At 71.5% G+C, this 25,004-nt stretch carries 18 protein-coding genes and 1 riboswitch; of the genes, 6 read left to right on the top strand and 12 right to left on the bottom strand.

Annotated elements, in window-relative coordinates; all coding sequences use genetic code 11:
- Positions 1–17: 17 nt before the first annotated feature.
- From ABD770_RS02400 to ABD770_RS02370, 7 genes are all read right to left on the bottom strand, one after another.
- Positions 18–1,190 (bottom strand): ABC transporter substrate-binding protein, encoded by a 1,173-nt coding sequence (locus tag ABD770_RS02400; RefSeq protein WP_344817896.1) that lies wholly within the window; start codon positions 1,188–1,190, stop codon positions 18–20.
- Positions 1,191–1,372: 182 nt separating this feature from the next.
- Positions 1,373–1,849, bottom strand: coding sequence for a 6,7-dimethyl-8-ribityllumazine synthase (gene ribH / locus ABD770_RS02395; protein WP_344817895.1), 477 nt, complete (start codon positions 1,847–1,849; stop codon positions 1,373–1,375).
- Entirely contained in the window at positions 1,846–3,117 is a 1,272-nt protein-coding gene (gene ribA / locus ABD770_RS02390; RefSeq protein ID WP_344817894.1) for a GTP cyclohydrolase II, read from the bottom strand. Before ribA ends, ribH begins: the two co-directional genes overlap by 4 nt.
- Positions 3,114–3,743 carry a riboflavin synthase gene (locus tag ABD770_RS02385; protein WP_344817893.1) on the bottom strand — a complete coding sequence of 210 codons (630 nt, stop codon included), beginning with the start codon at positions 3,741–3,743 and terminating at the stop codon, positions 3,114–3,116. The genes ribA and ABD770_RS02385 overlap by 4 nt, the downstream gene beginning before the upstream one ends.
- Positions 3,743–4,771 carry a bifunctional diaminohydroxyphosphoribosylaminopyrimidine deaminase/5-amino-6-(5-phosphoribosylamino)uracil reductase RibD gene (gene ribD, locus ABD770_RS02380; protein ID WP_344817892.1) on the bottom strand — a complete coding sequence of 343 codons (1,029 nt, stop codon included), beginning with the start codon at positions 4,769–4,771 and terminating at the stop codon, positions 3,743–3,745. The genes ABD770_RS02385 and ribD overlap by 1 nt, the downstream gene beginning before the upstream one ends.
- Positions 4,772–4,824: 53 nt before the next feature.
- Positions 4,825–4,966: riboswitch (FMN riboswitch) on the bottom strand.
- Positions 4,967–5,039: 73 nt separating this feature from the next.
- A complete protein-coding gene (locus ABD770_RS02375) occupies positions 5,040–5,903 on the bottom strand; it encodes an Fpg/Nei family DNA glycosylase (protein WP_344817891.1) in 864 nt (287 codons plus the stop codon).
- A gap of 41 nt (positions 5,904–5,944) precedes the next feature.
- Positions 5,945–6,499, bottom strand: coding sequence for a GNAT family N-acetyltransferase (locus ABD770_RS02370; protein ID WP_344817890.1), 555 nt, complete (start codon positions 6,497–6,499; stop codon positions 5,945–5,947).
- Positions 6,500–6,612: 113 nt separating this feature from the next.
- On the opposite strand from ABD770_RS02370, the gene mfd reads away from it, so the two are divergent.
- On the top strand, positions 6,613–10,173 hold the full coding sequence (gene mfd / locus ABD770_RS02365) for a transcription-repair coupling factor (protein ID WP_344817889.1): 3,561 nt from the start codon (positions 6,613–6,615) through the stop codon (positions 10,171–10,173).
- A gap of 27 nt (positions 10,174–10,200) precedes the next feature.
- Here the strand turns inward: mfd and ABD770_RS02360 are convergent, their stop codons facing one another.
- Positions 10,201–11,031 (bottom strand): SDR family oxidoreductase, encoded by an 831-nt coding sequence (locus tag ABD770_RS02360; protein ID WP_344817888.1) that lies wholly within the window; start codon positions 11,029–11,031, stop codon positions 10,201–10,203.
- A gap of 188 nt (positions 11,032–11,219) precedes the next feature.
- Between ABD770_RS02360 and cydC the strand changes: the two genes are divergently transcribed.
- A complete protein-coding gene (cydC, locus tag ABD770_RS02355) occupies positions 11,220–14,675 on the top strand; it encodes a thiol reductant ABC exporter subunit CydC (RefSeq protein ID WP_344817887.1) in 3,456 nt (1,151 codons plus the stop codon).
- A 1-nt stretch (position 14,676) separates the two neighbouring features.
- On the opposite strand, the gene ABD770_RS02350 is transcribed toward cydC, so the two are convergent.
- Complete coding sequence (locus tag ABD770_RS02350; protein WP_344817886.1) at positions 14,677–15,489, bottom strand: M56 family metallopeptidase; 813 nt, start codon at positions 15,487–15,489, stop codon at positions 14,677–14,679.
- Positions 15,490–15,499: 10 nt separating this feature from the next.
- The gene (locus ABD770_RS02345) at positions 15,500–15,856 is read right to left on the bottom strand and encodes a BlaI/MecI/CopY family transcriptional regulator (protein WP_344817885.1); all 357 of its coding nucleotides are present in this window, start codon (positions 15,854–15,856) and stop codon (positions 15,500–15,502) included.
- A 169-nt stretch (positions 15,857–16,025) separates the two neighbouring features.
- Between ABD770_RS02345 and ABD770_RS02340 the strand changes: the two genes are divergently transcribed.
- From ABD770_RS02340 to ABD770_RS02330, 3 genes are all read left to right on the top strand, one after another.
- A complete protein-coding gene (locus ABD770_RS02340) occupies positions 16,026–17,612 on the top strand; it encodes a cytochrome ubiquinol oxidase subunit I (RefSeq protein WP_344817884.1) in 1,587 nt (528 codons plus the stop codon).
- Positions 17,613–17,639: 27 nt separating this feature from the next.
- Positions 17,640–18,677 (top strand): cytochrome d ubiquinol oxidase subunit II, encoded by a 1,038-nt coding sequence (cydB, locus tag ABD770_RS02335; protein WP_344817883.1) that lies wholly within the window; start codon positions 17,640–17,642, stop codon positions 18,675–18,677.
- A 95-nt stretch (positions 18,678–18,772) separates the two neighbouring features.
- The gene (locus ABD770_RS02330; RefSeq protein ID WP_344817882.1) at positions 18,773–19,369 is read left to right on the top strand and encodes a gamma carbonic anhydrase family protein; all 597 of its coding nucleotides are present in this window, start codon (positions 18,773–18,775) and stop codon (positions 19,367–19,369) included.
- Between the two features lie 124 nt (positions 19,370–19,493).
- Here the strand turns inward: ABD770_RS02330 and gdhA are convergent, their stop codons facing one another.
- Both gdhA and ABD770_RS02320 read right to left on the bottom strand, forming a co-directional pair.
- Complete coding sequence (gdhA, locus tag ABD770_RS02325; protein WP_344817881.1) at positions 19,494–20,861, bottom strand: NADP-specific glutamate dehydrogenase; 1,368 nt, start codon at positions 20,859–20,861, stop codon at positions 19,494–19,496.
- A 138-nt stretch (positions 20,862–20,999) separates the two neighbouring features.
- On the bottom strand, positions 21,000–23,678 hold the full coding sequence (locus ABD770_RS02320; protein ID WP_344817880.1) for a phosphoenolpyruvate carboxylase: 2,679 nt from the start codon (positions 23,676–23,678) through the stop codon (positions 21,000–21,002).
- Positions 23,679–23,821: 143 nt separating this feature from the next.
- Here ABD770_RS02320 and ABD770_RS02315 point away from each other — a divergent pair, with 143 nt between their 5' ends.
- Positions 23,822–25,003: a Na+/H+ antiporter NhaA gene (locus tag ABD770_RS02315; RefSeq protein WP_344817878.1), complete on the top strand. Its 1,182-nt coding sequence runs from the start codon at positions 23,822–23,824 to the stop codon at positions 25,001–25,003.
- Position 25,004 lies beyond the last annotated feature (1 nt).

Here is a 25,004-nt window from a genome sequence, read left to right as displayed (position 1 = left end):
GCGGGTGGTGGGCGAGGTCAGTTCAGAACCGCGAACTTCCCGTCCTCGACGATCTGCACGACCGCGGCGTGCTCGGCGTCGCGGTTCTCGTTGATGGTCAGCGAGCCGAGCGGCGTCTTCAGATCCTTGACCTGGGTCAGGCCGTCCTGCACGTCGGTGCGCTCGCCGGAGCAGTTCGCACGGACGGCGTGGTCGAGCACCAGCAGTCCGGTGTAGGCCTGCGCGGCGAACTGGTCGGGGGCGGAGCCGTACTCGTCCTGGTACGCGGCCATGAACGCGGTGTTCTCCGGGCTCTCGGATGCCGAGTTCCAGGCCGCGCCCACGATGACGCCTTCGGCCGCGGCGCCGGCATCCGCCATCAGCTGCGGGTTGTTGAAGCCGTTGCCGCCGATGATGGGCACGTCGATGCCGAGCTCGCGGGCCTGGGTGACCAGCGGGATCGCCGCCTCGATGAGCGCCGACACGACGATCGCGTCGGGATCGCTCTCCTTCGCCGCCGTGAGCAGGCTGCGGAAATCGGTGTCCTTCACCGAGAACGTCACGGTGTCGGCGACCTCCACGCCCTGCTCCTTGAGTGAATCGGCCATGACCGTGTAGCCGGACTCGGTGAACGCGTCGTCGTTGCTGTACATCACGACGACCTTCTTCAGGTCGAACTTGGCCGTGGCGGCCTCGATGGTCTGCGGGATGACCTGCCCCTCGGTGAGCGAGTCGCGGAAGATGAAGTCGCCCTGCTCGGTGATGCCCTCGGCGGTGTTGGAGATCGCCAGCACCGGCATGCCGGCCTCCTGCGCGATCGGCTGAGCCTGGAACGCCGTGTTCGACAGGGTGGGTCCGATGACGGCGCTCGTGCCGTCGGCGACGAACTTCTCGAAGACGCCGATGGCCTGCTTGGGGTCGGAGCCGTCGTCCTCGATGGTCAGATCGTAGGTGACGCCGTCCTTGGCGTTGAGGTCCTTGAGCGCGAGGTTCAGACCGTTCTGCTGCGACTCCCCGTAGCTCGCCGCGGCGCCGGTGAGGCTGAGCGCTGCGCCCAGGGGGACCGCACCCTCGATCGTGCAGCTGTCACCGCTGCCGGAGCCCGTGAGGCTCCCTGCCGTGGTGCTGCCGCCGTCCTGGGCGGTGCTGCAGCCGGCGAGCAGCAGAGCGGATGCGGACAGGACGACGGCGGTGCGAAGGACTTTGCGCATGGGGATCTCCGTTCGGCGTTGATTCTTATGTGCACCCCGCGACGCGGACAGATCGTCCGTGCGCCGCATGTGACGCGCAACAGGCCTCGTTGTGGACATGCCAGGGCGATGGATAGATCTTAGCCTCCGCCCGGGGATGCTCCGGAAGGGGCGGCGCGGCGGCCCGCCGGAAGGGCGCGGCCTCAGCCGCGCAGGTCGCGGATCACCCGCGCCATGCGCAGCGCGGCGTCGGCGGCCTCCGCACCCTTGTCCTCCTTGGAGCCGGGCAGACCCGCGCGGTCCAGCCCCTGCTGCTCGTCGTCGAGAGTCAGCACGCCGAAGCCCACCGGCCTGCCGGCGTCCAGCGCGACACGGGTGAGCCCGTCCGTGGTCGCGGACGAGACGTAGTCGAAGTGCGGTGTGCCGCCGCGGATGATCACGCCCAGCGCCACCACGGCATCCGCACCGCCGGCGAAGGCGGCCTGGGCCGCCAGCGCCAGTTCGAACGAGCCCGGCACGCGCACCAGCGAGTGCTCGGCGCCCGCGGCGTCCAGAGCGCGCCGGGCGCCGGCGATCAGGCCCTCGGAGATGGTCTCGTGCCAGGTGCCGGCGATGATCGCGACTCGCAGGCCGCGGCCGTCGACGGGGGTGCGGGTGGTGGGGGCGCCTGCGCCGCTCATGCGTGGTCCTTTCCGCGCGCGAGCGCAGCGGCCAGTTCGGTCTCGCCGATGATGTGGCCCATGCGGTCGCGCTTGGTCTCGAGGTACTGATGGTTGTTGGGGCCGACGCCGACGATCAGCGGGACCTGCTCGACGACGTCCAGTCCCATCGCCCGCAGCTGGGCGACCTTGTCGGTGTTGTTGGTCAGCAGGCGCACCCTGGAGATGCCCAGGTCGGCGAGGATGTCGGCCGCGGCCGCGTAATCGCGGGCGTCGGCGGGCAGACCCAGCGCGAGGTTGGCGTCGACGGTGTCGAGCCCGTCCTCCTGCAGGCTGTACGCCCGGAGCTTGTTGATGAGGCCGATGCCGCGGCCCTCGTGACCGCGCATGTAGACGACGACGCCGCCCTGCTCGCCGACGAGGTCCAGAGAGGCGCGCAGCTGCGGACCGCACTCGCACTTCTGCGAGCCGAACGCCTCGCCCGTCAGGCATTCGGAGTGCACGCGCACCAGTGCGGTCTCGCCGGGCGTCCCGGACACGACGGCGATGTGGTCGGCGCCGTTGACGCGGTCCTTGTAGGCGAGGAATCGGAAGGTGCCGTGCTCGGTCGGCACGGTCGCATCCGCCCGCAGGGTCACCCGGCGTCCGACGCCGCCCGCCCGCTCGTCGGGGTCGCGCGGGTCGATCTCGTCCAGATGCGCGATGAGCTGCTCGATGGTGATCACGGGGATGCCCTCACGGGCGCCCAGCTCCTGCAGCCCGGGCAGGCGCATCATGCTGCCGTCGTCGGCGACGACCTCCGCGATGGCACCGACGGGGCTCAGCCCCGCCAGGCGCATGAGCTCGACGGCGGCCTCGGTGTGTCCGCCGCGCTCGCGCACGCCGCCGTCGACCGCTCGCAGCGGCAGGATGTGGCCGGGACGGATGATGCTCGCGGCGGTGGAGGCGGGGTTCGCCAGCACGTTCAGCGTGTGCGCGCGGTCGTGCGCGCTGATGCCGGTGGTGACGCCCTCGGCGGCGTCGACACTGACCGTGTACGCGGTGGACCGGGCGTCCTCGTTGCGCGCCACCATGGGCGGCAGGTTGAGCAGATCGGCGAGTTCGGCGGGCATCGGCGCGCAGATCAGGCCCGAGGTCCAGCGCACCATCCGCGCCATGGTCTCGGCGGTGGCCAGTTCCGCCGAGATGATGATGTCGCCCTCGTTCTCGCGGTTCTCATCGTCGGCGACGATGACGGGCTCTCCGGCGCGCAGCGCCTGGAGGGCCTCATCGATGGTGGCAAGGCTCATCGTGAGCCTCCTTCCGGGAGGGTGCGGAACGCGAGCAGGCGCTCCACGTGTCGGGCGAGGATGTCGGTCTCGAGGTTGACGACGTCCCCGGGGCCCAGGGCGCCGAGGACGGTCGCGTCGAGCGTCTCGGGGATGAGGGAGACCTCGAACCAGGCCTCCTCCTCCGCGGGGGAGCTGACGGCACTGACGGTCAGGGAGGTGCCGGCGACGCTGATGGAGCCCTTGTCGACGACGAGCGGCGCCAGCTCGGCGGGCAGGGAGATGCGCAGCACGCGCCACTGCTCCCCGGGCCTCACCTCGAGCACCGTCCCGGTGCCGTCGACGTGGCCCTGCACGATGTGACCGCCCAGACGCGCGCCGACGGGCATGGCCTTCTCGATGTTCACCCGGGAGCCGACGCCCATCGTGCCCAGCGCCGACACGTCGAGAGTCTGTTTCATCACGTCTGCGTCGAAGGTGTCCGCAGTCGACCCGACCACCGTCAGGCATACGCCGCTGACGGCGATCGACTCGCCGTGCACGGCATCGGATGCGGCGCGGGGCGCGCGCACGGTGAGGCGCCAGCCGTCGCCGGACGGCGCGATGGCGGCGATCTCGCCGATCTCCTCGATGATTCCGGTGAACATCAGTCTCCTTCTTCCAGTCCCGACGGGTGCGCGACGGCCAACAGGTCGTCGCCGAGCGGAAGCCACTCGTCGATCGTCAGGCGATGGGCGCGGGCGATGGTCTCCACGCCGATGTCGGTGAGCGCGAGCCTGTCGCCGCCCAGCAGCACGGGTGCGATGTAGACCAGCACGCTGTCGGCGAGCCCTGCGGTGAGGAACGCGGCGGCCAGCGTCGGCCCGCCCTCGACGAACACCCGCTGGACGCCTCGGGCGCGCAGGTCGGCGAGCACGACGCCCAGATCGTGGGTGTCGTAGAACAGCGGGGCGTGCGGATGCCGTCGCACGGCCGCGTCGGGGGGTGTGGGCCGCGCGCCGATCACGACGGGCGTCGGCTGGTGGGAGAGCAGCCGGTCGCCGTCGCGGGCCGTCAGCGACGGATCGTCGGCCAGGATCGTCCCGGTCCCGACGACGATGGCATCGGATGCCGAGCGCCGGCGGTGCACGTCGGCGCGAGCCGCGGGTCCGGTGATCCACCGGCTGGTGCCGTCGGATGCGGCCGCGCGGCCGTCCAGGCTCTGCGCCCACTTCACGGTGACGTGCGGGCGGCCCAGCCGCTGCACGGTCAGCCAGTCGCCGATGAGGGCGCGGACGGCGTCCGCCCGCACGCCGGAGACGACTTCGATGTCGGCGGCGCGCAGCCGTTCCGCCCCGCCGCCGGAGCGCTCACCGGGGTCGTCGAGGGCGTACACCACGCGGGAGACGCCCGCGGCGATGAGCGCCAGGGAGCACGGGCCCGTGCGGCCGGTGTGATCGCACGGCTCCAGGGTGACGACGGCTGTCGCGCCGCGCGCCTGTCCGGGGGTGAGCCTCGACAGCGCGTCGACCTCGGCATGCGGGGTGCCGGAGCCGCGGTGCCAGCCCTCGGCGAGAATCTCGCCCGTGGGGGAGAGGAGGACCGCGCCGACCTGCGGGTTCAGTCCGCGCGGTCCGCGGGAGGCGAGTTCGAGGGCGCGACCCATCGCCTCGCGTTCCGCGTCGGTCACTGCCATCGGTCATCTCTCTCTCTGGATCACCGGGGCCGACGGCACGCACTCCCGCGTTGCCCGTGCTGCCTCTCCTCCGGACTAGCGAACCTGTGGTTCGCATCACCGTCGGTCCTGGAATTCCACCGGATCGGCGCCTGTGATCAGGCGTTCGCGGACTGTCACCGCCGGTTCGGATTCTCACCGACCCCGGAGCACGTTGTTGCTTCTGATCCTACTCAACATCGCGGGCGCCGGTTCATTCCCACGTCACATTCCGGCATCCGGACGGAGCTCACTTCAGCAGACGCGACAGACGGCGGTCGGCGAGAGGCCTGCCGCCGGTCTGGCACGTGGGGCAGTACTCCAGGCTGCGGTCCGCGAAGAAGACGCTGCGGATGGTGTCGCCGCACTCCGGACACGCCTCGCCGCGGCGGGCATGCACGCGGAATCCTGCGCGCTTGGCGTCCTTCAGCTCGGCGGGCGGTCTGCCGGATGCCTCCGCGACGGCGCCGCGGAGGGTGCGCTGCAGGGCGTCGTACAGTCGGGTGACGGCGCCATCGTCGAGTTTGCCGGAGGGGGCGTACGGCGACATCTTCGCCACGTGCAGGATCTCATCGCTGTACGCGTTGCCGATGCCCGCGATGACGCTCTGATCCCGCAGCAGGCCCTTGATCTGCATCCGTCTGCCCTCGAGCAGCGATGCGAACGCGTCGCGGGTGAACGACGGGTCCAGGGGATCGGGGCCGAGGCGCGCGATGCCGGGCACATCCTGCGGGTCGCGCACGACGTGCACGGCGAGCGACTTCTTCGTCCCCGCCTCGGTGAGGTCGAACCCGCTCCCGTCGTCGAGCGCGACCCGCAGGGCGATGGGACTGCGTCCCGGCTTGATCAGGGTCGTCGGCAGCTCGTCGTACCAGCGCAGCCAACCGGCTTTCGCCAGGTGGAAGACGAGATGAAGGTCGTCCCCGCAGGCGAGACGCAAGAACTTCCCGTGCCGCGCCGTCGCGGTGATGGTCGCCCCGTGCAGAGTGGTGTGCGGCGGATCGAAGGTCTTCAGCGCCGCGATCTCACCCACGCTGGTCCGCGAGATCGCGCGGTCCACCGCGCGCTCGCCGAGGAAGTCGACGAGCCCCTGCACCTCCGGCATCTCCGGCATGGGGCCATCCTGCCATCCAGATCCGACAGGCGACAGGGCGTTCAGAGCACCGGCCAGTCGACAGGAGTGCGATCGTCGGTCGCCAGGAGACCTGCGATCCAGGCATCGTCGCGGTGTGCGCCATGGCGAAACGCCTCGCGCATCCTGCCCTCGTACCGGAATCCGGCCGCCCGGGCGGTGTGCGCGGAGCCGAGGTTGCCGACCACCGCGCGCCAGGAGATCCGATGCAGCGTCAGTGGTCCGTCGAACCCCCATGCCACGACGCCGCGCACCGCCTCGGAGGCGATTCCCCGTCCCCGTGCGTCGGGCGCCAGCCAGTATCCGAGGTCGGCGACGCCGTCGTCGATGTCAGCCAGACCGACCGCGCCGGCGAAACGGTCATCGTGGCGGATCGCCCACGTCGTGCTCGACCCCTCACCCCACCACTCGGAGACCAGCCGGACGAAATCCGTCGCATCGGCACGGGCATACGGCTTCGGCACCGTGGTGTATCGCTGCACCGCCGCATCCTGGCATGCCGCGGTGATCGCGTCGACATCCGCGCCGGTCGGGATGCTGAGGACGAGGCGTTCGGTGCGCAGGACGACGGACTCCATCAGGCCACGCTACGTCATGCTCCGGACCGGACCGGACCGGGCCGGAGCGGAACGGGCGGCTTCCCGCATCCGTTCCCGCGACCGTGTCGGTGACCGGACAGTAGACTGTCTCGGTGACTGTTCCGGGGATTCTGCGCGCCTTGGAAGAGGCGGACCTGTATCGCGACGCCCTCACCTGGGCGCAGACGGATGCCGAGATCTCGGTGGTCGACGGGCTGGACGCCCCGGTGATCGCCGGTCTGTTGAGCAGGCGCGCCGCCGCGGGGCATCCGGCGGCCATGCTCGTCGTCGCACCGACGGGGCGCCGGGCGGAGTCCGTCGCAGACGCCCTCGCCGCCTACCTCGACGACGCCGAGGTGCTGACCTTCCCCGCCTGGGAGACGCTGCCGCATGAACGGCTCAGCCCCAGCCCCGACACCGTCGGACGGCGGCTGCACGTGCTGCGCCGCATCACGACCTGGGACGGCGGCAGGCCGCTGGTCGTGGTGGCCTCCGTGCGCGCCGCCCTGCAGCCGATCGCCGCTGATCTCGGGGATGCAGCGCCGCTGCAGCTGCGCGTCGGTGCTCGCGGCCTCGAGCTCGACGGGGCCGTCGCGCAGCTCGTCGAGCGCGCGTACTCCCGCGTGGACATGGTGTCCCGCCGTGGCGAGTTCGCCGTGCGCGGGGGGATCCTCGACGTCTTCCCCCCGACCTCCGACCATCCGCTGCGGGTCGAGTTCTTCGGTGACGAGATCGACCAGATCCGTGCGTTCTCCGTGGCGGATCAGCGCTCGCTGCCCGGCGATGTGGCATCCGTCGATCTGCCCGCCAGCCGGGAACTGCTGCTGACCCCCGACGTGCGTGCGCGCGCGGGCGAGCTCATCGCGCAGTACCCCGCGATCGCAGGGATGCTCGAGAAGATGAGCGAGGGCATCCCCGTCGAGGGCATGGAGTCGCTGCTGCCGCTCGTGGCGGGGCCGCTGGTCTCCCTCGCCGAGTACTTCCCCGCGGGCAGTGCGGCGGCGCTCGTCGACCCCGAACGGGCCGGTGCCAGGGCGCAGAACCTCGTCGAGACCAACAGGGAGTTCCTGGACGCCGCCTGGAGCGCCGCCACCTCGGGGGCGGAAGCGCCGATCGACGCCGCGTCGGCATCCGGGGCCGCTCTCAGCGACGGCGACTTCCTGTCCATCGCACGCCTGCGCGAGATCGTCCGCGAGCGCGGCGGCGTGTGGTGGCGACTCAGCCCGTTCGCCGCGGACGACGACGATGCAGCAGCCCTGGACTCGTCCGTCATCCCGTCCTTCCACGGCAGCGTCGACGGGGCCGTCGCGTTCGTCGAGGCCCGGCTGGGCGAGGGATGGCGCGTCGTCGTCATCTCCTCCGGGCAGGGGCTCGTCGAGCGCACGCGGGACGTGCTCAGCGACCGCGGGATGGCCGCGCGCATCGTCGAGCACCTCGCCGAGGCGCCCGACGGAGGAGTCGCCACGCTGGCGGCCGGTGCCGTGGAATCGGGCTTCCAGGTGCCTGAGGCCCGGCTCGCCGTGCTCACCGACAACGAGTTCTACGGCCGCACGGTCGGCGGAGACCAGCGCACGGTGCGCAAGCTGGCATCGCGCCGGAGGAACGTCGTCGATCCGCTGCAGCTCAAGCAGGGCGACTACGTCGTGCACACCACCCACGGCATCGGACGCTTCGTGGAGATGACCGAACGGGAGGTCTCCTCCGGCGGCCGCAACGCGGTCACATCCACCCGGGAGTACCTCGTGCTGGAGTACGCGCCGTCCAAGCGCGGGTACCCCGGTGACAGGCTGTACGTGCCCACCGACCAGCTCGACCTGCTGTCGAAGTACGTCGGCGGCGAGGCTCCCGCGCTCTCGAAGATGGGCGGCAGCGACTGGTCCGCGGCGAAGGGCAGGGCGCGCAAGGCCGTCCGGGACATCGCCGTGGAGCTCGTGAAGCTGTACTCGGCGCGCGTGAACTCCAAGGGCTACGCGTTCGGTCCGGACACCCCCTGGCAGCGCGAGCTGGAGGAGGCGTTCCCCTTCGCGGAGACGGCCGATCAGCTGCAGACCATCGACGAGATCAAGGCCGACATGGAGCGGCCCATCCCGATGGACCGCCTGCTGTCCGGCGACGTCGGCTTCGGCAAGACCGAGGTCGCCGTGCGCGCGGCGTTCAAGGCCATCCAGGAGGGCAAGCAGGTGGCGATGCTCGTGCCCACGACCCTGCTGGTCAAGCAGCACATGGAGACGTTCACAGAGCGGTTCGCCGGGTTCCCCGTCCAGGTGCGTGCGCTCTCGCGCTTCCAGACCGACAAGGAGGCCCGCCAGACGCTCCAGGGGCTGGCGGACGGGTCGGTGGACATGGTGATCGGCACGCACCGCATCCTCACCGAGAAGGTGGTGTTCAAGGATCTCGGTCTGATGATCATCGACGAGGAGCAGCGCTTCGGGGTCGAGCACAAGGACGCCCTGAAGAAGCTGAAGACCAACGTCGACGTCCTCGCCATGAGCGCCACCCCCATCCCGCGGACGCTGGAGATGGCGGTCACCGGCATCCGGGAGATGTCGACGCTGCAGACCCCGCCGGAGGACCGGCATCCGATCCTGTCCTTCGTCGGGCCGCGCAGTGACAAGCAGATCGCCGCGGCGATCCGCCGCGAGATCCTCCGTGAGGGCCAGGTGTTCTTCGTGCACAACCGCGTGCAGTCCATCCAGCGGGTGGCGTCGGAGCTGGCGGAGCTCGTGCCCGAGGCCAGGATCGCCGTCGCGCACGGTCGGATGGGGGAGCAGCAGCTGGAGCGGGTCGTGGACGACTTCTGGGAGCGCAAGTACGACGTGCTCGTCTCGACCACCATCATCGAGACCGGACTGGACATCTCCAACGCCAACACGATCATCATCGACAGGGCCGACAAGTACGGTCTCGCGCAGCTGCACCAGTTGCGCGGGCGCGTGGGGCGCGGGCGCGAGCGCGCCTACGCGTACTTCCTCTACGACGACAGCAAGCCGCTCTCGGAGACGGCTGCCGACCGGCTGCAGACCATCGCCGTCAACAACGAGCTGGGTTCGGGCATGCAGGTCGCCCTGAAGGACCTCGAGCTGCGCGGCGCCGGAAACCTGCTGGGCGCCGAGCAGGCCGGGCACATCGCGGGCGTCGGCTTCGACCTGTACCTGCGCATGATCGGCGAGGCCGTCGCGACGTTCCGGGGCGAGGAGACCTCCTCCGATGTCGAGCTGCGCCTGGAGCTGCCGGTCGAGGCCCGCATCCCCGAGCACTACATCGACAGCGAACGGCTGCGGCTGGAGGCGTACCAGAAGCTGTCGGCCGCGGCCGGCGCCGGGGCTGCCGACGATGCCGTCGAGCTCGTGGCCGAAGAGCTCATCGACCGGTACGGTGCGATGCCGGAGGAGGTGCAGACGCTCGTGACCGTCGCGCGGCTGCGGCGCAGGGCCGCCCGCGCGGGGTTGACGGATGTCGTGGCGATGGGCTCGAACCTGCGGGTGGCGCCCGCCCGCTTCGAGGACTCCATGAAGGTGCGCCTGCAGCGGCTGTATCCCAAGGCCAGGGTCCTGGGCGGGGGAGAGGCGCTCGTGGTGCCGATGCCCGTGGACACCGACCTGATCGAGTGGGTGGGGAACCTGCTCACGGCCCTGTTCCCCGAGCCCGCGACCGCCGCGCCCGTTCCCGCCTGAGACGACCGCGCGGGCCGTCCCAGGGGCTCAGCGCAGCGCGAAGCCGCCGTCGCTGCGCAGCACCTGCCCGACGACCCAGGCGCCGGCATCCGTGCACAGCCAGCCGATGAGCCGGGCCGGGTCCTCCGGCGTGCCGAATCTGCCGAACGGTGTGCTCGCCAGGTGATCCGGCAGCCAGCTCAGATCCCGATCCGTCGTCGCGGGGTCGAGGTAGCCGGTGTTCACCGGACCGGGGTTGACCGTGTTGAGCACGATGCCGAGATCGAGCAGTTCGGCCGCGACGGTCGCCGTCGCCCCGGCAAGGCCCGCCTTGGCGGTCGCATAGGCGACCTCACCGCGCATCGGCCCGTCGCCCTGCCCGGAGGTCATCCAGATGACGTGGCCGGTGGGTGCGGCGAAGGGCGCCGAGACGCCCGCCTCCCTCTTGCGGCGCGCGAAACCGGCCGTCAGCAGCAGGCTCGCCCGCGCATCCGTCAGCCAGTGCGCGTCGAGACGGTCGGCGTCCATGTCGAGGATGCCGCCGTCCGTTCCGCTCAGCGCCTGGTTGCACACCAGAATGTCGAGCGACCCCGTCAGGGCCGACGCCGCATCCAGCAGGTCCTCGGCGGCGCGTGCGTCCCGCAGGTCGGCGTGCCGATCCCCGGCGACGGCGCCCGGCCTCAGCGCGTCGCGGATGCCGCTCAGCACGGCCTCCGGGTCGTCGCCGCCCCACGGCTGCGCGTCGTCGTGGGGGCGGTAGTGGTGGATGAACACACTGGCGCCGAGTGCGGCGAGTTCGCGGGCGATCGCGAAGCCGATGCCGCGGCGGCGCGATGCGCCGGTGACCAGGGCGGTCTTTCCGGAGAGGGGATGAGGCATGGTGGTCCTTCCGTCGGAGGGTGTCGTGGCGCGCCGGGCGGCGGACTGACGGCGCGGAGCGACTCACCTGCACTGCATGGCCCCACGGTAGCATCCGGGCGACCCCGCGGCCGGTTCGCCTCATCGCATCCGCGCGAACTGCGCGCCTCCGCGCTCACTCCCGTTTCTACACAATGTAGAATTCAAGGATGAGTGCGATCCCGAACGACCCATGGGGGATCGAGGCCGAGCGCGCCCGGCGATCGCCCGGCTTCCGCCGCCCGGAGCTCGGGCCGGTGCCCCGCGCGTCGATCTGGCTGCTCGGCGTGCTGGCGGCGTCCCGCGCCGTGGGGCTGGTGCTCATCGCCGAGGCCGTCGCGCGCGGCATCGGGGCATTGGCGGCGACGGGGCTCACTCCTGCGGCCACGCGGATCATCCTGCTGTGCGGGCTCACCGGCGTCGTGCTGCGCACCGGCGGGGAATGGGCGGCGTCCGTCGTCTCGCGCCGTGTGGCGACGACCGTCAAGCGCGACCTGCGGAGCCGGCTGTGGCGGCGCATCGCCGAGGGAGAGGGCGAAGGCGGCGGCACGGCGGTGCTCGCCGCCGACGGCCTGGACGATCTCGACGACTACTACGTCCAGACTCTCCCCGCATTGATCTCGGCGGCCGTCGTCCCGCTCATCGTCGGCATCCGGATCCTCGGCGCCGACTGGCCCAGCGCGCTCATCATCGTCCTCACCGTGCCGCTCGTCCCCCTGTTCATGATCCTCATCGGCAAGCACACCCGGCAGCGCACCGATGCGGCCCTCGCCGCGCTCGCGCGGTTGGCCGACCATCTCGGCGAGCTCGCCCGCGGACTTCCCGTGCTGGTCGGCCTCGGGCGAGTGGCGGAGCAGACCCGTGCGCTCGACGGCATCCAGAGTCGCTACCGCCGGCGCACCGAGGAGACCCTGCGCTGGGCGTTCCTGTCGTCTCTGGCGCTGGAGCTGATCGCCACGATCTCCGTCGCCCTCGTCGCCGTCGTTCTGGGCCTGCGACTCCTGGACCGCACGATGGCGCTCGAGCCGGCCCTGGTCGCGCTCATCCTCGCCCCGGAGTGCTTCCAGGCCCTGCGCGATGTGGGATCGGCTTTCCATGCGTCCCAGGACGGCCTCTCCGCCCTCGACCGCGTCCGCGCGCTGCTGGCGCGTCGCCCTCGGCACGACGTGCGCAGCGCCGTGCGCGACGGTGCGGTGAGGACGGTGGTGATCGAGGATCTCACGGTACGCTACGCCGGCAGGGACTCCGCGACCATCGCCGGGCTGCACGCCGAGCTGAGCGGGATCACCGCGATCACGGGACCCAGCGGTGCGGGCAAATCGACGCTGCTGGCAGCCCTCGCGGGCGTGCTCCCCGCCGACGCCGAGGTGGCCGGTGACATTCGCGGGGCGGATGCGGCGGCCTGGGCCCCGCAGGCGCCACGCGCCTTCGCATCGACGCCGGTGGAAGAGCTCGCGCTGTACGGCGCGGGGGCGGAGGCGCTCGCCGAGCTCGGCCTCGCCCCGCTCGCCGACGCGTCCGTCGCCGAGCTCAGCCCCGGCGAGCTGCGGCGCCTGGCCGTCGCCCGGGCGCTGGCACGGGTGGATGCCGGAGCCCCGCTGCTCGTGCTCGACGAGCCGACCGCGCACCTCGATCCCGCGGCCGCACGACTGGTCCGGGAGGCGGTGCTGCGCCGGGCGGCCTCGTGCACGATCGTGCTGGCCAGCCACGAGGCCGACACCCTCGCACTGGCGCAGCAGCGGATCGCCGTGGTCCGCGGCCCCGCCGCTGCCTTGGCGCGGCACAGCGCGGGCGACACCCCCGGAAGCCGCGACGGGCGGCGCACGCCGCGGCAGAACGGGGTCGCCTCGGCCGCGGGGCTCCCCGGCGACCGGCAGGACGGCGGGCCGGGCGCAGCGGAACCGGATGCGCGGCGCGCGCGTCCCGGCGTCCGCCGCCTCACGCTCCTGTCGCTGCTGCGCCCGCACGCCCTGCTGTGGGCGGGGTCGATCGGGCTGGGAGCGCTGGCGGCGGGTCTCGCCGCCGCGCTGACCGCCGTGTCCGGATGGCTCATCGTGCGTGCGGGCGTCGAGGAGCACATCATGTACCTGCTCGTCGCGATCGTCGGGGTGCGCGCGTTCGGCATCGGCCGCTCGGCGGCGCGCTACGCCGAGCGCCTCGTCACCCACCGGGCGGCGTTCCAGGTCGTCGATGCGCTGAGACTGCGCCTGTGGCGCGCCATCGCGCGACGCGGGACGGGATCCCGTCGGCTGCTGGAGGGCGGGGCGCCGCTGGACTACCTCGTGACCCTCGCCGACGACCTGCGCGATCAGCTGCCACGCATCGTGCCGCCGGTCGGGGCGGGTGCGCTCGTGATCGCCGCGACCATCGCCACCGGTGCCGCCGTCACCCCGCACCTGACCGCGCTCATCGCCGGGGTGCTGCTGTCGGCCGTCGTCCTCGCGACCCTGCTCGCCGTCCGAGGGGAGCGCGGGGCGGGGGCCGCACGCATCGCCGCGCGCTCGGGCATCGTCCGTGGCACGGCGCAGCTGGCATCCGCCGCCGCCGATCTGCGCGGCAACGGGGTCGCGGAGACCGCCCTGCGCGAGCTCGATGTCCGTGCGGGGCGGCTGGCCGCCGCGGAACAGCGCACGGCCTGGTCCGCGGGGCTGGGCACGGCCGTCGTCACGGGCGCGACGACCCTGCTCGCGGTGCTCGTGCCGCTGCTGTCGGCGGAGGCTCCCGTCGCGTCCGTCTCGGTCATCGCCCTGCTGGCCCTCGCCGTGCTCGAGCCGCTCGTCGACCTCGTCTCGGCCATGCGGCGGATGCCGGCCCTGCGAGCCCTGCTCGATCGCCTCGACCCGATCCTGCAGCCCGCTCCCCAGCCCGAATGGGGGACGGAGCGTCCCGGGACCACGCGACGGCTTGCGCTCGAGGAGGTCACGATCCGCTACCCGGGCACCGAGCGGGCGGCGGTGACGGGCGTCTCCGGCGCGGTCGAGCGCGGACGCTGGCTCGTGCTGGACGGTCCGTCCGGATCCGGCAAGTCGACGCTGCTGTCGGCCGTGATGGGCGCGCTCGAGGTGTCGTCCGGGGCGGTGCTCTCCGATGACCTGCCGCTGACCGCGCTCGACGAGCGCGCCTGGCGGGATCGCGTGGCCTGGTGCCCGCAGGACGCCTACGTCTTCGACTCGACGCTGCGGGGCAACCTCCTGCTCGCCCGCGCGCGGGACGACGTCCCGGACGACGACGAGATCACCGCCGCCCTGCGCAGGGCCGGCCTGGGGGAGCTGGTGTCCTCCCTGTCGGCGGGGCTGGACACGCGGGTCGGCGCCGGCGGCTCGGCGCTGTCGGGCGGTGAGCGGCAGCGCCTCGCCGTGGCCAGGGCGCTGCTGACCAGGTCGGAGATCATCCTGCTCGACGAGCCGACCGCCCACCTCGACGAGCCGACCGCGGCGGACATGATGGCCGACGTGCGCGCCGCGACGGCGAGCCGCATCGTGCTGCTCGTCTCGCATCGGGTCGCCGATCGCCGCGACGACGACGTGATCATCCGTCTTCCCTGTGCCATCCCCGCGGAGGATGCGAGCACCGGCGGGTCGGCGGATGGCCTCCGCGCTCCCGGCGGCAGGGTCGCGGTGGGCTGACTCAGACGGCGAGTCGGCGGAACCTGTCACTCACCCGGGTCGATCCCGAGACCGGCTGGTCGCCGCCGGGAGCACCGGCGGCTCCCACCTGCAGGATCGCCCGTGCGAGCACCTCGTCGCGGACCTCCCGGCGGGCGTTGTCGTCGGCGAGCATCTCCACGAGCGCGGCGACCTCCACCTCGGCGCGGGCGGCGATCGGGAACCAGGGCAGCGCGGAGCGCCAGGCGCGGAACGCGAGCAGGAGCAGGTCGTGCCGCTGCTCGACATGGGCGCGCTCGTGGGCGATCACGGCGACCAGCTCGTCCGCGTCCAGTCGGTCCAGCAGGCCGCGGGAGAGGACGGTCACCGACCGTGCCCCGTTCGGCAGGCAGTACGCCACCGGCACGGCGTCGTCGAGAACGACGGTGCGCGCCCGGGTCGGATGCGGAGAGGTGAGCAGCTCCAGCAGCGCGAGGTGCCGGTGCCGCTGCCTCGTCACCTGCACGATCGTCGCGCCCAGGTGGGCGAGGAGGTACAGCGCGAACACGAGTGCGGGGATCAGGGCGGGCCAGGGGTGGTCGGGGAACGCCGCGTATCCCGCCAGGGCCAGGCCGCCGATCATCGACAGGCCGCCGGCCAGGCCGATCGCCTGCCACAGCAGCAGCGCCATGATCGGCGTGCGCATCGGCCATGAGGTGCGCGAGAGGAGGACCGGCACCGGCCAGGCCAGCGCGAGAGCGCCGGCACCGAGCACCGCGGCGGCGGCGATCACCACGCCGTGCGGGATCACCAGCGCGCCGCTGAGAGCGGTGTCGACTCCGGTGAGCTCGAGCATGGCCGCGGTGTCAGCTCGTGCGGTCCAGCAGCCGGCGCAGCGTCTCGGCGTCCTCGACGGACACGCCGCCGACGAATCGCTCGAGCACCGCGGTGCGGTCGGCGGAGTCGCCCAGCACCGAGTGCATGAGCTCGGCGACATGGTCGGCCCGCGAAGCGGTGGCCGTGTAGTGGTGCGGGCGGGAGGAGCGGTCGGAAGTGACGAACCCCTTCTTCTCGAGCCGTGAGAGCACCGTCAGCACGGTGGTGGCCGCCAGCACCCGGCCGTCGGACTCGAGCCGGTGCTGCACGTCGTACGCGCTCTGCGGGCCGACGGCATCCCACAGGGCGTCCATGACGGCGCGCTCCAGATCTCCGAGCGTTGCCATGATCGTCCCTCTCCGGCGCGGCTGTCTTTCCGCGTCGACATGATTCTACCAGCGGTCGAAATTGTTCTATGCTGTGTCGAAGTAGTTCTACGAGATGTAGAATTCAATCCGAGGGAATCTGCGGAGGCGAACGCGTCGGCCGCAGCCCGCATCCAGAAGGAGATTCCGCGTGGACGTGCTCGACATCGCTCGATGGCAGTTCGGGATCGTTACCGTCTATCACTTCCTCATGGTCCCGCTCACGCTGGGACTGGGGATGATGGTTGCGATCATGCAGACCAGGTGGGTGCGCACCGGTGACGAGAAGTTCCTGCGCATGACGAAGTTCTGGGGCAGGGTCTACCTGATCAACTTCATCATCGGTGTCGCCACCGGACTCGTGCAGGAGTTCCAGTTCGGGATGGCGTGGAGCGAGTACTCGCGGTTCGTCGGCGACGTGTTCGGCGCCCCGCTGGCGATGGAGGGCCTGCTGGCGTTCTTCGTCGAGTCGACCTTCCTCGGCATCTGGATCTTCGGCTGGGGAAGGCTGCGCAAGGGGCTGCATCTGACCGCGCTGTGGTGCGCCGTGATCGGCTCCTGGATCTCCGCGTTCTTCATCATCGCCGCGAACTCGTGGATGCAGCATCCGGTGGGCGTCGAGATGGGTGCCGACGGACGTCCCGTGATGACCGACGTCTGGGCCGTGCTCACCAACAGCACCGCACTGGCCGCCTACGCGCACACCATCCTGGGCGCACTCGTCGTGGCGGGCATGTTCCTCATCGGCATCTCCTGGTACCACCTGTGGCGCCGCCGTCGTGACGGCATCGACACGGTCGACGCGACCGGTCGCGTCGTCATCGGCGAGACGGATGCCGCTCCCGGGCGCGACCGCACCGACCACGGCGTGTGGATCTGGTCGCTCCGGCTGGGCGCGCTCGTCGCGGTCGTGGCCTTCCTCGGCACCGTCGTGAGCGGAGACGTGCAGGGCAAGCTCATGTACGAGCAGCAGCCCATGAAGATGGCGGCCGCCGAAGCGGCCTGCCACACCGGCTCCTCCTTCTCGGTGCTGTCGCTGGGCGATCCCGGCTCGACGGACTGCGGCGACATCGTCACCCTCATCGAGATCCCCGGTGCACTGGGCTTCCTCGGCACCGGCGAGTGGGGGGCGGACATGCCCGGCATCCGCGACCTCGAACCGCACTACGTCGACCAGTACGGCGCGACCATCCCCGACGATGCGCTCTACGGGGCGCACGCCGGCGAGCGGATCGACTACGTGCCGCTGACCTGGGTGACGTACTGGGGCTTCCGGCTGATGATCGGCCTGGGTGGTGTCGTCGCCCTCGGCGCGATCGTCGCGGTCTGGCTGACGAGGAAGGGCACGGTGCCGCGTTCGCCGTGGATCATGCGCCTGGCACTGCTGGGCATCGTCGCACCGTTCGCCGCGAACATCGCGGGGTGGATCTTCACCGAGCTGGGCCGGCAGCCGTTCGTGGTGGCTCCCAACCCCGACGCCTCGGGCATCGACGGCGTGTTCATGTTCACCGCCGCCGCCGTCTCGCCGGGAGTGACGGTCGGAGAGCTGCTGTTCTCGGTCATCACCCTGAGCGTGGTCTACGGGATCATGCTCGTCATCGAGGCGTATCTGATGGTCACCTACATCCGCGGTGGCGTCGCCGCGGCCATGCCCGAGCTGGACGCCCCCCACGGCGACGCCGGCGACGGGTCCGACAGCGGCGAGAACCAGGGCGACGTGCTCGCCTTCGCCTACTGACCGGCCGATCCGAGAGGAAAAAGGAAAATGGAACCGCTTCCCGTCGTCTGGTTCATCGCGATCGCCGTGCTGTGGATCGGGTATCTGCTGCTGGAGGGCTTCGACCTCGGCGTCGGCATGCACATGATCTTCTCCACGCGCGAAGAGCGCGGCCGCCGGGTCATGCTCAACACCATCGGACCCGTCTGGGACGGCAACGAGGTGTGGCTGATCACGGCGGGAGCGGCGATGTTCGCCGCCTTCCCCGCCTGGTATGCATCGCTGTTCTCCACGCTGTACGTGCCGCTGACCATCACCCTGGTCGGGCTGATCATCCGCGCGGTCGGCATCGAGTACCGCGGCAAGCTGCACACCGAGCACTGGCGCACCGCCTGGACGTGGATGATCGGTCTGGGATCGGTCATCGCCGCCTTCTGCATCGGCGCGGCTCTCGCGCTGACCACGCTCGGGCTGCCGATCGACGCCAACGGCGACCGCGTGGGCGGCCCCTTCGTGTGGCTGACGCCGTCGGCCGTGCTGGGCGGGCTCGCCGTGGTGGGCTTCGCCCTCGTCCACGGGGCGACCTTCCTCGGGCTCAAGGCCGATGGACCGGTGCGCGAGCGCGCCGCACGGTTCGCCGTGCGCTGGGCCCCGCTGTGCCTGGCCCCCGCGGCGGTCTGGGCGATCCTCGTGCAGGTCGTCCACGGCGCGGGACCGGTGCCGTGGGTGCTCGTCGCCCTGGCCGCGGCCGCCGCCGTACTCGGCTGGCTGGCCGCGCGCAGGCGCCGCGAGGGGTACGCCTTCATGGGGTATGCGGGCTTCGGTCTGTTCGGGGCGGGCGCGATCTTCGCCGGCCTCTTCCCGCTCGTGCTGCCCTCGACGGTGGACGCCGCCTTCGACCTCACCGTGTGGAACGCCGCCAACGGCCCGTACACGCTGGGCGTCATGACCGTCGTCGCGGGGATCTCGCTGCCGGTGATCCTGCTGTACCAGGCCTGGAGCTACTGGATCTTCCGCAGGCGCGTCACCCCCGGCATGATCCCCGACGCGCACATCGTGCTGCCGGCCGTGCTGCGGGCGCGCTGAGCCGCGGCCCCCGTCCGGCACGCTCCGGGGTCCCCGAGAGGTCCGACACGCGGCATCCGTGGTGCGGGAGCGGATGCCGGGACTAGTCTGACCGCATGATGTACGAGCACCTCGGGGCTCGGCCCCGCATCCACGACAGCGCCGTCGTCGCACCGACCGCTGTGATCTCCGGGGATGTCGAGATCGGACCGCACTGCCAGGTGCTGCACGGCGCCGTGATCACCGCCGAGGGCGGACCGATCGTCCTGGGCGAGCACGTCATCGTGATGGAGAACGCGCTCATCCGCGCGACAGCCGCCGACGCCGTTCGCATCGGGGCGCACACGCTGGTCGGAACGCTGGCCAGCATCGCCGGGGCGACGGTCGGGGAGGAGGCGTTCTTCGCGTCCGGCGCGCGGGTGTTCAACGGCGCGCGACTCGGTCCGCACTGCGAGATCCGTGTGAACGCGATCGTGCAGCGACGGGCCGTGCTGCCGGAGGGCACGGTCGTGCCGATCGGCTGGGTGGCCGCCGGCGACCCCGTGCGGATGCTCTCGCCCGATCAGGCCGAGGAGATCGCCGCGGCCATGCCGGAACTGGACTTCCCCGGCCACGTGTTCGGCGTGGACCGGGACACCCCCGACCTCATGATCCAGCTCACCGAGCGCTACGCGAGCTCATTGGCCCGGCACGCCGACGACCGCGAGGTCTGAGCCCCGTCTCCTCACGCGGGCCGGTCCCGTTCGCGTCCGCCGGTCGGGTGCGACCTCACCGAGAGAGCACTCCTCGCGCGAGAAGTGGTCTCCCGGTGACAGTGCGGAAGCGTCGGGGCCGAGGTCAGATGACGCCCTGCGCGAGCATCGCATCGGCCACGCGCTCGAAGCCGACGATGTTCGCCCCCGCGACGTAGTCGCCGGGGGTTCCGTAACTCTCGGCGGCGCGGAAGGCCGAATCGTGGATGTCCGACATGATGTCGCGGAGCTTCTGCTCGCTGCTGGCGAAGTTCCAGCGCTGACGCGAGGCGTTCTGGCTCATCTCCAGCGCGGAGGTCGCCACACCCCCCGCGTTGGCGGCCTTGCCGGGGGCGAACAGCACGTCCGACTCCTGGAACGCACCGACGGCCTCGGGGGTGGAGGGCATGTTGGCGCCCTCGGCGACGGCGCGCACGCCGTTGGCGATGAGCATCTGCGCGGACTCCAGGCTCAGCTCGTTCTGCGTGGCGGACGGCACGGCGATGTCCACCGGCACTTCCCAGACGTTGCCCTTCTCCACGAAGCGCGCACCAGGGCGGCGCTTCGCATACTCGACGATGCGCCCGCGCTCGACCTCCTTGATCTGACGCAGCAGGCCCAGGTCGATGCCGGCATCGTCGAGCACGTAGCCGGAGGAGTCCGATGCGGTGACCGCACGGGCGCCCAGCTGCTGCGCCTTCTCGATGGCGTACAGGGCGACGTTCCCCGAGCCGGAGACCGCCACGCGCCTGCCCTCCAGCGTCTCGCCGTGGACGGCCAGCATGGACTGCACGAAGAACACGGCGCCGTAGCCGGTCGCCTCGGTGCGCACCTGCGCCCCGCCCCAGCCGATGCCCTTGCCGGTGAGGATGCCGGACTCGTGGCGGTTCGTGATCTTGCGGTACATGCCGAACATGTAGCCGATCTCACGGCTGCCCACGCCGATGTCTCCGGCGGGGACGTCGGTGTGCTCTCCGATGTGACGGAAGAGTTCGTTCATGAACGACTGACAGAAGCGCATGATCTCCGCCTCGCTGCGCCCGTGCGGGTCGAAGTTGGCCCCGCCCTTGGCGCCGCCGATGCCCTGGCCGGTCAGCGCGTTCTTGAAGATCTGCTCGAAGCCGAGGAACTTCATGATCGAGATGTTGACGGTGGGGTGGAAGCGCAGACCGCCCTTGTACGGACCGAGTGCGGAGTTGTACTGCACGCGGTAGCCGCGGTTGACGTGCAGCTTGCCGTCGTCGTCCTTCCACGGCACGCGGAAGATGATCTGCCGCTCGGGCTCGATGAGACGTTCCAGCACGCCGTTCTCGGTGTATTCGGGGTGGCGCTCGAGGACCGGCCCGATGGAGTGGAGCACTTCGTGCACCGCCTGGTGGAACTCCGGCTCGTTCGGGTTGAGGGCGCGCACAGTGTCGAAGACGGGCTGTGCGGCGGCGCTGAGCGGATGGAAGTCGGCAGTGGTATCGGTCACGCGGGAAGCTTTCTCGGGGAATGGAAGGGGAATGCGAGCGATCGTGTCGCATGATGCTTCGCCGGATCAGGCTGAGTTTTCACCTTACATCGATCGCTAGGGGGCCCTACTACACGTGACAGCGGCCCCGCGGCGCGCTCACCCCGTGTTCTGCAGCCCGGCGGCCACGCCGCTGACGGTCAGCAGCAGCAGTCGCTGCAGATCCGGCTTCCGCACGGGCTGCGTGGTCGCCGTCGTGCGCAGGCCGCGCAGCGCCCTCAGCTGCAGCAGCGAGAGCGCGTCGACGTACGGGGTGCGCAGCTGGACGGCGCGCTGCAGGATCGGCTTGTTCTGCAGCAGGCGCTCCCCGCCGGTGAGCCGGATGACCCAGTCCCGGGTGAGCCGCAGCTCGTCGAGCACGATGGTGGCGAGATCCTCGCGGTCGCCGAGGGCGAGGTACTCGCGGGCGATGCGCTCGTCGGTCTTGGCCAGGCTCATCGCCACGTTGTCGATCATGGTGTGCAGCAGCGGCCATTCGCGGTAGGCCTCGCGCAGCGCCTCCTCGTCGCCGACGGCGTCCAGGGCGGAGCCCAGGCCGAACCAGCCGGCGAGGTTGATGCGCGCCTGCGTCCAGGAGAACACCCAGGGGATCGCACGCAGGTCCTCGAGCGACTCCACCGACAGGCCGCGCCGTGCCGGACGCGAGCCGAGGGCCAGCAGGCCGATCTCCTCCATGGGGGTCACGGTCGCGAACCAGGGCGCGAAGCCGTCCGCGTGCACGAGCGAGAAGAACCGCTCGCGCGAGACGGCGTCCAGGACGCCCGCGATCGGAGCGAATCGCTCCGCCGCGCCGCTCGTGCGCTTCTCCACGGAGGGAGCGGATGCCATCAGCGTGGCGGCGGCGACCTGCTCGATGTGCCTCATCGCGATGACCGGCTCTCCGTAGCGGGCGAAGATGACCTCGCCCTGCTCGGTGAGCTTGAAGCGTCCGTCGACGGAGTGCGGCGGCTGCGCGAGGATGGCGGAGTTCGCCGGTCCGCCCCCGCGGCCGAGGGCGCCGCCGCGGCCGTGGAACAGGGTGAGACGGATGCCGGCATCCACCGCCCATTGGGCGATGGCGCGCTGCGCGTCGTACAGGGCGAGGGTCGCCGCCACGGGGCCGACGTCCTTGGAGGAGTCGGAGTAGCCGAGCATGACCTCCAGGCGGTTGCCGGTGGCCTCCAGTCGCTCGCGGAACTCCGGCAGCCGCACGACCTCGGCGAGGATGTCGGGGGCGGCCTGCAGGTCTGCGAAGGTCTCGAACAGCGGGACCACGTCGAGCACGGGGGCGTCGTCGCCGAGGGCGTGGGCGGCCAGCCTGTGCACGGCGGCCAGATCGTCGGCCGATCGGGTGAAGGACACCACGTAGCGACCGGCGGCCCGCAACCCGTAGCGGCGCTGGATGTCGGCGACCGCGCGGAACACCTCGAGCACCTCCTGGGTGCGCTCGCTGAGTTCGCCGCCCGCCTCCAGCTCCGCCAGTGCCTCCGCGTGCACCTGCGAGTGCTGACGCACCTCGAGTTCGGCGAGGTGGAAGCCGTAGGTCTCCACCTGCCAGATCAGGTGCTGCACGCCGCCGAACGCGTGGCGGGTGGCGCCCGAGCCCGCCAGCGAGTCCTGCACGGCGCGCAGGTCGGCGAGGAGCTCCTCCGGGGCGGCGTACGCGTCGTCCGAGCCGGTGCGGGTCGCCTGGACGCGATGCGCGAGCGAGAGCACGACACGACGATGCGGTTCGTCGGGCGAGCGCTTGGCGATCTCGGCCGCGAGCTCGGGCTGCGCAGCGGTGAATGCGGCCCACAGCGCCTCGACCTCGGCGCTGGGAGGTGTGCCCTGAGCGTCGAGGGTGAGGGTGCGGCCGATCCGGTCGAGGGCGCTCTCCAACCCGCGCAGCACGTGCTCGGCGGCGATGTCCGCGGCTTCCCTCGTGAGATCGGCCGTCACGTACGGGTTGCCGTCCCGGTCGCCGCCGACCCACGATCCGACGCGGACGAACGCGGGGACCAGCGGTGCGGTGCTGCCGGCGTCGTCGCCGCGCAGGGCGTCGTCGATGCGACGGTACACGTGCGGGATCGTGGTGAAGAGCGTCTCGTCGAACACGCCCATCACGGTGCGCACCTCGTCGGTGGGGGAGGGCTTCTGCGCGCGCAGCGGTGCCGTGCGCCACAGCGTGTCGATCTCCTCGAGCATGCGACGCCGCGCGCGCTTCTGCTCGGCGCCCCCGCGGCTCGCGGCATCGTTCTGCGCGAGCAGTTCGGAGAGCCGGCGGATGCTGCCGGACACCGCACGGCGGCGCGCCTCGGTCGGGTGGGCGGTGAAGACGGGGTGGAAGCGCAGCTCGGCCAGGCGCTTCCTGGCATCGTCATCACCCACCTCCCGCCGCAGTCGGTCGAAGGCGGCTGCGACGGTGTCGGGCATCCGCTCCGCCCCTCCCGCATCGCTCGTGCGGCCGGCGCGCTCGCGCAGCACCCGCACGCGCTGGTGCTCCTCGGCGAGGTTGACCAGGTGGAAGTAGCACGTGAAGGCCCGCGCCACCTCGTCGGCGCGCTCGATGGTGAACGAGTCCGCGATGGACGCGGCGCGCGCGAACGCGTCGTCGTCGGCATCCGCCGCCTGTATCGTCGCCAGACGGAGCCGTTCCACGTCCTCGAAGAGCCCGGGCGTCCCGGACTCGCGCAGCACCTGTCCCAGCAGTCCGCCGAGCATGCGCACGTCCGCCCGCATGCTCTCGGGAATGCCGTTGGACGCCTCGAAGCGGGAGATGACGCGGATGGCTTCGGTGTTCGTCGGTTCGAGGGGCATGATCCCGAGCGTAACCGGCCGCGAGCCGCGACTCCGACCGGATGACGCCGTCCCGCCGGCCGGCACCGCCGCGGTCGGCCTCGCCGCCGGTGCCGGGCGGGGAGGTCCGCGACGCCGGGGACCGACCGCCTACGATGGGGGGAATGCGCATCACGGCCAATCCTCTTCGCGGCCAGCAGTTCCCTGCGGCGCTGCTGCTGGCGGCCGCGGCGCTCGGACTGCTGCTGGCGAACGTGCCGACGCACGACGCGATCGCGCAGGTGCTGGAGGCCCGCATGGCCGTCCCCGGCACGGCCCTGGATCTGACCGTGTCGGAATGGGTGGCCGACGGGCTGCTGGCGATCTTCTTCCTCGTGGTCGCGATCGAGCTGCGCCACGAGCTCACCCACGGCGAGCTGAACTCGCTCCGCAAGGCCGTGCAGCCGGCCATCGCCGCCGGCGGCGGCGTGCTCGTGCCGATCCTCATCTACCTGCTCATCGCCGGACCGGCATCCCCCACCGCCGCGGTGACCACGGTCGGGTGGCCGATCCCCACGGCCACCGACATCGCCTTCGCCCTCGGCGTGCTGGCCATGTTCGGCCGGGGGCTGCCGAGCGCCGTGCGGGTGTTCCTGCTGGCGCTCGCGATCCTGGACGACATCATCGGCATCGTCTTCATCGCCGTGCTGTTCGCGCACGACGTGGACTGGCTGATGCTCGCGCTCGCCGTGCTCGCCGTCGCGGTCTTCGCCGTGCTGAGCCGTGTGCTGGCGAGAACCGGCTCGTCGGGACTCGCCGTGCTCATGGGCGTGATCGGCATCATCGCCTGGGGGCTGATGGCGGTCTCGGGCATCCATGCCACCATCGCCGGAGTGCTGCTGGGGCTGTTCATGTCGCCGGTCCCCGCCGAGCGAACCCGGCACGCGCTGGAGCCCACCGTGAACGGCGTCATCCTGCCGATCTTCGCCTTCGTGGCGGCATTCGTCGTGATCCCGCAGGTCGCCGCGGGCGACCTCTCCCCGGCGTTCTGGGGCATCCTCATCGCACTGCCGGTGGGCAAGATCGTCGGCATCACGCTGTTCGGGTGGCTGAGCCTGCAGCTGCGTCCACGGGGGACCGCCCCTGCCCTGGCGTTCCCCGATCTGCTCGCGGCGAGCGTGCTGGGCGGGATCGGGTTCACGGTGTCGCTGCTGCTGGCGGGTCTGGCCTTCGAGAGCGACGCCGCCGTCCGCGACGAGGCGATCCTCGGCGTGCTCGGCGGCTCGCTGATCGCCCTGATCCTGTCCGGGATCATCGTGTCGTTGCGCGCCCGGCACCACCGGGCGGTGGCAGCGGCGCACGGCTGAG

Origin of the sequence: Microbacterium soli (genome assembly GCF_039539005.1) — a bacterium.
GTDB lineage: Bacteria > Actinomycetota > Actinomycetes > Actinomycetales > Microbacteriaceae > Microbacterium > Microbacterium soli.
Note: the sequence above shows the minus strand (reverse complement) of the source record. Positions and strands in the feature narration are given on the sequence as shown.

What these genes read in the sequence shown, in the direction of transcription:
- ABD770_RS02320 (WP_344817880.1), bottom strand. Translation starts at nt 23,678, where the DNA reads ATGCCCCTCGAACCGACGAACACCGAAGCCATCCGCGTCATCTCCCGC.
- ABD770_RS02385 (WP_344817893.1), bottom strand. Translation starts at nt 3,743, where the DNA reads ATGTTCACCGGAATCATCGAGGAGATCGGCGAGATCGCCGCCATCGCG.
- ribA (WP_344817894.1), bottom strand. Translation starts at nt 3,117, where the DNA reads ATGAGCCTTGCCACCATCGATGAGGCCCTCCAGGCGCTGCGCGCCGGA.
- ABD770_RS02360 (WP_344817888.1), bottom strand. Translation starts at nt 11,031, where the DNA reads ATGCCTCATCCCCTCTCCGGAAAGACCGCCCTGGTCACCGGCGCATCG.
- ABD770_RS02345 (WP_344817885.1), bottom strand. Translation starts at nt 15,856, where the DNA reads ATGGCAACGCTCGGAGATCTGGAGCGCGCCGTCATGGACGCCCTGTGG.
- ABD770_RS02375 (WP_344817891.1), bottom strand. Translation starts at nt 5,903, where the DNA reads ATGCCGGAGATGCCGGAGGTGCAGGGGCTCGTCGACTTCCTCGGCGAG.
- ABD770_RS02330 (WP_344817882.1), top strand. Translation starts at nt 18,773, where the DNA reads ATGATGTACGAGCACCTCGGGGCTCGGCCCCGCATCCACGACAGCGCC.
- ribH (WP_344817895.1), bottom strand. Translation starts at nt 1,849, where the DNA reads ATGAGCGGCGCAGGCGCCCCCACCACCCGCACCCCCGTCGACGGCCGC.
- ABD770_RS02370 (WP_344817890.1), bottom strand. Translation starts at nt 6,499, where the DNA reads ATGGAGTCCGTCGTCCTGCGCACCGAACGCCTCGTCCTCAGCATCCCG.
- cydC (WP_344817887.1), top strand. Translation starts at nt 11,220, where the DNA reads ATGAGTGCGATCCCGAACGACCCATGGGGGATCGAGGCCGAGCGCGCC.
- ABD770_RS02315 (WP_344817878.1), top strand. Translation starts at nt 23,822, where the DNA reads ATGCGCATCACGGCCAATCCTCTTCGCGGCCAGCAGTTCCCTGCGGCG.
- ribD (WP_344817892.1), bottom strand. Translation starts at nt 4,771, where the DNA reads ATGGCAGTGACCGACGCGGAACGCGAGGCGATGGGTCGCGCCCTCGAA.
- cydB (WP_344817883.1), top strand. Translation starts at nt 17,640, where the DNA reads ATGGAACCGCTTCCCGTCGTCTGGTTCATCGCGATCGCCGTGCTGTGG.
- ABD770_RS02350 (WP_344817886.1), bottom strand. Translation starts at nt 15,489, where the DNA reads ATGCTCGAGCTCACCGGAGTCGACACCGCTCTCAGCGGCGCGCTGGTG.
- ABD770_RS02400 (WP_344817896.1), bottom strand. Translation starts at nt 1,190, where the DNA reads ATGCGCAAAGTCCTTCGCACCGCCGTCGTCCTGTCCGCATCCGCTCTG.